The organism is Nocardia sp. NPDC060220, assembly GCF_042727815.1.
Classification (GTDB): domain Bacteria; phylum Actinomycetota; class Actinomycetes; order Mycobacteriales; family Mycobacteriaceae; genus Nocardia.
The window spans coordinates 1-6602 of the sequence record NZ_JBHWZY010000357.1; the positions used below are offsets into that span (position 1 = coordinate 1).

The 6602-nt window shown below is 67.0% G+C and carries 6 protein-coding genes and 1 pseudogene; 4 read left to right on the top strand and 3 right to left on the bottom strand.

Annotated elements, in window-relative coordinates; all coding sequences use genetic code 11:
* Positions 1-424 (top strand): 3-isopropylmalate dehydratase small subunit (locus ACFWF3_RS19245; RefSeq protein WP_379314703.1); only part of this gene is annotated, 424 nt, incomplete at its 5' end.
* Between the two features lie 156 nt (positions 425-580).
* Entirely contained in the window at positions 581-1198 is a 618-nt protein-coding gene (locus ACFWF3_RS19250) for an HU family DNA-binding protein (protein ID WP_379314704.1), read from the top strand.
* Positions 1199-1320: 122 nt separating this feature from the next.
* On the opposite strand, the gene ACFWF3_RS19255 is transcribed toward ACFWF3_RS19250, so the two are convergent.
* The 3 genes from ACFWF3_RS19255 to cofC all read right to left on the bottom strand — a co-directional run bounded on the left by ACFWF3_RS19255 (position 1321) and on the right by cofC (position 5177).
* Complete coding sequence (locus ACFWF3_RS19255) at positions 1321-2241, bottom strand: NUDIX domain-containing protein (RefSeq protein ID WP_379314705.1); 921 nt, start codon at positions 2239-2241, stop codon at positions 1321-1323.
* Positions 2242-2264: 23 nt separating this feature from the next.
* Positions 2265-4433 (bottom strand): RNA degradosome polyphosphate kinase, encoded by a 2169-nt coding sequence (locus tag ACFWF3_RS19260; RefSeq protein ID WP_379314706.1) that lies wholly within the window; start codon positions 4431-4433, stop codon positions 2265-2267.
* Between the two features lie 72 nt (positions 4434-4505).
* Positions 4506-5177: a 2-phospho-L-lactate guanylyltransferase gene (gene cofC, locus ACFWF3_RS19265; protein ID WP_379314707.1), complete on the bottom strand. Its 672-nt coding sequence runs from the start codon at positions 5175-5177 to the stop codon at positions 4506-4508.
* Positions 5178-5208: 31 nt separating this feature from the next.
* Between cofC and ACFWF3_RS19270 the strand changes: the two genes are divergently transcribed.
* Together ACFWF3_RS19270 and ACFWF3_RS19275 are read left to right on the top strand one after the other, a co-directional pair.
* Complete coding sequence (locus ACFWF3_RS19270) at positions 5209-6204, top strand: NAD(P)H-dependent glycerol-3-phosphate dehydrogenase (RefSeq protein ID WP_378992122.1); 996 nt, start codon at positions 5209-5211, stop codon at positions 6202-6204.
* A 44-nt stretch (positions 6205-6248) separates the two neighbouring features.
* A pseudogene (locus ACFWF3_RS19275) lies at positions 6249-6602 on the top strand (D-alanine--D-alanine ligase A); the annotation flags it as partial.

The window sequence follows — 6602 nt, forward strand, 5'->3', positions numbered from 1 at the left end:
CAGCGTGCTGGTGGCGGGCCCGGATTTCGGTACCGGTTCTTCGCGTGAGCACGCTGTGTGGGCGCTGTCGGACTACGGCTTTCGGGTGGTCATCTCGTCGCGTTTCGCGGACATCTTCCGTGGAAATGCGGGCAAGGGCGGGCTGTTGGCCGCGCAGATGTCACAGAACGATGTCGAAATGCTCTGGAAGCTGATCGAGGAACAGCCCGGCATCGAATTGGTTGTCGACCTGTCCGCGCGCACCGTCACAGCGGGAACCGTCGTGTTGCCGTTCGATATTGACGACTACACCCGGTGGCGTCTGCTGGAGGGTTTGGACGATGTCGGCCTCACGCTGCGCCGCGCCGACGAGATCAGCGAGTTCGAAAAGGGAAGGCCGTCATGGAAACCCGTGACGCTGCCGGAGCCTATTTCACGGGCGTAATCAGCTGGGGCGCTTAGGGGCGCATCCTGGGCGGCGGTAGCTGGACGTGTGCTAAACCACATGAATTTTGGCGTGGCACATAGACTCTTGCTCAAACTGGGTTTACCGTGGTACCTAGTCGGTCCGACGACGGGCCATTAGTCTGCGGAGGATTCAATGAACAAGGCGGAACTGATCGACGTTCTGACCGAAAAGTTGGGTACGGACAGGCGGACGGCTACCGCGGCTGTCGAGAATGTTGTCGACACCATCGTCCGTGCCGTGCACAAGGGTCAGAGCGTCACCATCACCGGATTCGGTGTGTTCGAACAGCGCAAGCGTGCTCCCCGGGTTGCCCGTAACCCGCGTACCGGTGAAACCGTGAAGGTGAAGGCTACTTCGGTGCCTGCCTTCCGGCCGGGCGCGCAGTTCAAGGCAGTCATCGCGGGTAAGCAGAAGCTGGCCTCGTCCGGGCCTGCCGTCAAGCGGGGCGTGAATGCCCCGGTGGCGGCGAAGAAGGCGGCAGCCAAGAAGACCGCGGCGAAGAAGACCGCGGCCAAGAAGGCCACGCCGTCCAAGGGTCCGGCCAAGACCACGGCCCGTAAGGCCGCCACCAAGGCACCTGCCGCCAAGAAGACCACGGCGGCAAAGAAAGTGACGGCGGCCAAGAAGGCGCCCGCCAAGAAGGTGACGGCGGCCAAGACCACGGCCGCCAAGAAGACCACCGCTGCGAAGAAGGCTCCTGCCGCCAAGAAGACTGCTGCTAAGAAGACTGCCGCCCGTCGTGCTCGTTGATCCTGCCGCAGCGGGATCAGGTCGGGGAATGTGCACGTAGGCCGCATCACCCACCACTGGACCGAGAACGGCCCCGGGAATCCCGGGGCCGTTTCGGCTGTTTCCGAGCCGGTCCGGGTGACTCAGGTGGTGACGATTGCCGCCGACAACGAACGGTCCATATGGTCCGCCGCGACCAATCGGTCCGCGACGAACGACAATGCCCAGACGCTGCCCTTGCGATTGCGCGCCGAGGGCAGCGTGAGCCCGCCCTGCTCGGCCAGCCACTGGGTGAGATCGGGAATCACCCCGCCCTGACTACACACGACCGGCACCCCCCGATCTGTTACCAACGACAGAAATCGTTGCCGTGCCGTGCTTTTCGCTGAATCGTAACCTTGCTCGGAAAACATTGGCTCGCAATTGATTTCGGCGTTGAGCTGTTCCGCCAACGGGGTCACGGTTTGGATGCAGCGCAGGGGATCGGCGGAATAGATCTCGGATGCGCCGAACGCCAACAGATTCGGCGTCAATGCCTTCGCCTGCTGTTCCCCGGCGGCCTCGAGCGGCCGTAACTCGTCGGGTCCGTCGAAGCGGTTGCGCTTGCCCGCCTTGGCGTGGCGCACCAGCAGCACCGTGTTGGTGCGGGCGGGCAGCCGCGCGAAGATCCGCACGATCTGGCGATCCATCGGATACGACAATTGGTCCATCACCCGGGCCAACGGGAACCACCGCAGCTGGTCGACTTCGTCGTTGACGGCGAAGTCGCCGTCGGCCGCCTCGGCAGCCCAGTAGTCGACCCGCTTGAGCTGACGGTGGCCCGGGATCGGATAGGTGACGTGGCCGAGATAGCGCCCCAGCGTGGCAGCGAGGCCGGTTTCCTCGCCCACCTCGCGCACGGCCGCGACCACCGGGGTCTCGCCGGGATCGAGCTTGCCCTTCGGCAGCGACCAGTCGCCGTATTTCGGCCGGTGGATCACGCCGATCTCCGGGCCGAGCGCGCCCGCACGCCACAGGACCGCCCCCGCGGCATGGATATTGGGCCGTACGCGGGGGTCACGCAACGACGCATCCTTGCTCTGTGCGCTCACGGCTGATCGGGACGACGCCGGCGCATGAGGAAGGCCTGGTGATCACGCACCTGGTCGGCCTCGACATCGGTGGGACTGGCCTGCCAGGTGCCGTCCGGCAGCAGGATCCAGCAGCGGGTCGCCGGATCGAGCGCGGAATCGAACACCTGCGCGAGCTGATCGACGAGTTTGGGATCCTTCACCTGCACCATCACTTCGACGCGGCGGTCGAGATTGCGGTGCATCATGTCGGCGCTGCCGATCCAGGTCTGCTCCTGCGCGCCGAATTCCATGACCCGGGAATGTTCCAGGAACCGGCCGAGGATCGACCGCACCTCGATGTTCTCGCTCAGACCGGGCACACCCGCGCGCAGGCCGCAGATGCCGCGCACCACGATCTGCACCGGCACACCCGCCTGGGAGGCCCGGTAGAGCGCGTCGATGATCTGCTCGTCGACGATCGCGTTGGCCTTGATCCGGATCCGGGCGGCCGCGCCCTGTCCGGCCAGTTCGATCTCGCGATCGATCCGCTCGATGATGCCCGCGCGCACGCCCAGCGGCGCGACCATCAGATTGCGGTAGTCCTCCTTGCGGGAGTAGCCGGTCAGCGAATTGAACAGGTCGGTGAGATCGGCGCCGATCTCCGGTGCGGCGGTGAACAGCCCGACGTCTTCGTACAGGCGGGCGGTCTTCGGGTTGTAGTTGCCGGTGCCGATGTGGCAGTAGCGCCGGATCGTGGAACCCTCGCGACGCACCACCAGGCAGGTCTTGCAGTGGGTCTTCAGACCGACCAGGCCGTAGACCACGTGCACGCCCGCCTGTTCCAGCTCGCGTGCCCATTTGATGTTGGCCTGCTCGTCGAAGCGGGCCTTGATCTCGACCAGCGCGACGACCTGCTTGCCCGCCTCGGCGGCCTCGATCAGCGAATTGATGATGGGGGAATCACCGGAGGTGCGGTAGAGCGTCTGCTTGATCGCCAGTACCTGCGGGTCGGCCGCGGCCTGTTCGATGAAGCGCTGCACGCTGGTGGAGAAGGAGTCGTAGGGGTGGTGCACCAGCACGTCGCCCTCGCGTAGCGCGGCGAAGACGTTACGTGGGGTCTCGCGCTCGCCGAAGGCCGCCGGAGTGGCCGGAACATACGGCGCGTCTTTCAGCTCGGGGCGGTCGACACCGTAGACCTGCCACAGGCAGGACAGGTCGAGCAGGCCGGGCACCTGGATCACATCGGCGGGGTCGACCTCGAGCTCACGTAACAGCAGCTCCAGCATGTGCTCGGTCATGTCGTCGGAGACCTCGAGGCGCACCGGCTTGCCGAAGCGGCGGCGGGCGAGTTCGCGCTCCATCGCCTGCAGCAGGTCTTCGTCGCGGTCCTCGTCGACCTCGAAATCGGCGTTGCGGGTGATCCGGAACGAATGCGTCTCCACCACGGTCAGACCGGGGAACAACAGGTCGAGGTGGGCGGCGATGAGGTCTTCCATCGGCAGGAACGCCGCGATCGCCGACGGCGCGCCGGTGCGGCGTACGCGCACGAAACGGTCGACGTTGTCGGGCACCTTCACGCGGGCGAAGTGCTCACCGCCGGTGCCGGTATCACGCACGGTCACGGCCAGATTCAGGCTCAGGCCGGAGATGTAGGGAAACGGGTGCGCCGGGTCGACGGCGAGCGGTGTGAGAACCGGGAACACCTGGTCGGTGAAGTAGTTCGACAGGCGTTGGCGCTCATCGTCGTCGAGGTCGCTCCAGCCGATGATGTCGATGCCCTCGACGGCCAGCGCCGGGTTCACCGCGTCGATGAAGACCTTCGCGTGCCGCTCGGCGAGCTCCTGGGCGCGGGCGGTGATCATCTCCAGCTGTTCCGACGGTGAGCGACCATCGGCCGAGCGCACCGACAGGCCGGTCTCGGCACGGCGTTTCAAGCCGGCCACGCGCACCATGTAGAACTCGTCGAGGTTCGACGCGAAGATCGCGAGGAATTTGGCTCGCTCCAGCAACGGCAACGAGGCGTCCTCGGCCAGGGCCAGGACACGGGCATTGAAGTCGAGCCAGCTCAACTCGCGGTTGAGGTAGCGATCTCTGGGCAACCGCTGCGTGCTCGCGTCACCGCCCGAGGCGAGGGCGGCCGCAGGTGGCGGGGAAATCGGGGGCAGCTGCTTGATGGTTTCCGTATCGCTCACGAGATCAATCATCCCTCGAGGAACGGGCGCCGCGCATCACGACATTGCACGATTCGTTCCGACCGGTCCGATTGTGGCGATCAGCTAGCACACAGTGCGAACGGGATCACTTCTGTGCGATGAGAATCCGAATTCGCGCAGGGTCGAGGTGGTGAATTCGCCGACGCCGAGCGTGCGGACGAGATCGAGATCCTCGGGGGTGTCGACATCGCAGCGCAGGCCCGGCCAGTGCCCGAGCAGCGGCACGGCGCCGTCGTCGCGGTGTGCGTGCGCGGAATCGGCGCCGAAGCGGGGCGACAGCGGCGCGGTGGTGTCGCGGATCAGCAATGCGGCGGTGCCGGTCCCGGTGTGATCGATCACCACCGATCGCGCGCTGACGGCGACGGTGAGCACGTCGGCCAGTTCGGACGGGCGTAGAGCGGGCAGGTCGGCCTGCAGCGCGAGCAGCGCGGTGGGTCCGTGGCGATCGCGCACGTGGGCGGCGCCGGCGGCGAGCGCGGTGTTGAGCGGGTCGGCACCGGCCGGTGGCTCATCGAGCACGTGCGCGCCGAGCTCGCGCGCGCGGGCGGCGACCAGCGGATCTGGCGTGACCACGGTCAGCGACAACAGCTCGGGCACCGCGGTGGCGGCAACGGCGGTGTCGGTGAACATGGCGAGCACGAGCTGGGCCCGCTGCTCGGTGCTCAGCACGTTCGCCAGCCTGCTCTTGGCCCGGCCGATGTGTTTGACCGCCATCACGGCGTGCACGGTGTGCATGGTTCCGATCCTTGCATGGCATATTGGGCTGATGACGAGGGCGGCGGTTATGGGTGCGGGGTCGTGGGGTACGGCGTTCGCGAAGGTGTTGGCCGAGGCGGGGACCGACGTGACGATCTGGGCCAGGCGGCCCGAGGTGGCGCAGGCGCTCGATACCGAGCACCGCAATCCGTTCTACCTGCCCGGCGTGCAGTTGCCACCGGTGCGGGGCACCGATGACCATCGGGTCGCGCTGGACGGGGCGGATCTGGTGGTGCTGGCGGTGCCGTCGCAATCGTTGCGGGCGAATCTGGATCTGTGGAAGGGCGATATCGGGTCCGACGCCACGCTGTTGAGTCTGGCCAAGGGGATCGAGACCGGCACGCTGCTGCGGATGAGTCAGGTGATCGCGGAGGTCACCGGGGCCGAGCCGGGACGCATCGCGGTGTTGTCGGGCCCGAATCTGGCGCACGAGATCGTCGAACGGCAGCCCGCGGCGACGGTGATCGCCTGCACCGACACCGAGCGGGCCGGGGTCGCGCAGCGCGCGTGTGCCACCGGGTACTTCCGGCCGTACACCAATACCGATGTGATCGGCTGCGAGATCGGTGGCGCGTGCAAGAACGTCATCGCGCTCGCTTGCGGCATCGCTTCGGGAATGGGATTGGGCGACAACACGGCGGCCAGCCTGATCACGCGCGGGCTCGCCGAGGTGATCCGGCTCGGGGTGGCGCTGGGCGCGCAGCCGGTGACGCTGGCCGGGCTGGCGGGTGTCGGCGATCTGGTGGCTACCTGTACCTCGCCGCTGTCGCGCAACCGGTCCTTCGGGTACGCGCTCGGTGCGGGCGGCACGATGAGCGCCGCGCAGGAAGCGACCAATGGGCAGGTGGCCGAAGGTGTGAAGTCGTGCACATCGGTGCGGGCCCTGGCCGCCGAGCACGGGGTGGAGATGCCGCTCACCGACGCGGTGCACAGGGTGTGTCATGAGGGGCTATCGGTGAGCGAGGCGGTCGGCAGCCTGCTCGGCAGGCGGATCAAGCCCGAATAAGGGCGATAGCGCCACGGCGGCGAGAACCTACTACGGTGACGTTCATGACGGAACGGATCAGGGTGGCTGTGGTGTTCGGCGGGCGCAGCAGCGAGCACGCCGTCTCGTGTGTGTCGGCGAGCAGTGTGCTGCGCAACCTCGATCCCACCCGCTACGAGGTGGTGCCGATCGGCATCACCCCGACCGGCGGCTGGGTACTGGCCGACGGGATCGGCGAGCTGGCGCTGAGCCACGGCGTCCAACCGCAGGTCGACGCGTCGGGAACCGCCCTCACCCTCGCCGCTGACCCCGGCCGCTCCGGTGCGCTGGTCGCCCTCGACTCGAGCGACGTCCTCGGCAATGTCGACGTCGTGTTCCCGATCCTGCACGGGCCCTTCGGTGAGGACGGCACGTTGCAG

Excerpts from the sequence above, each read along its gene's own strand:
- ACFWF3_RS19250 (WP_379314704.1), top strand. The coding sequence starts at position 581 with ATGAACAAGGCGGAACTGATCGACGTTCTGACCGAAAAGTTGGGTACG.
- ACFWF3_RS19260 (WP_379314706.1), bottom strand. The coding sequence starts at position 4,433 with ATGATTGATCTCGTGAGCGATACGGAAACCATCAAGCAGCTGCCCCCG.
- cofC (WP_379314707.1), bottom strand. The coding sequence starts at position 5,177 with ATGCACACCGTGCACGCCGTGATGGCGGTCAAACACATCGGCCGGGCC.
- ACFWF3_RS19270 (WP_378992122.1), top strand. The coding sequence starts at position 5,209 with ATGACGAGGGCGGCGGTTATGGGTGCGGGGTCGTGGGGTACGGCGTTC.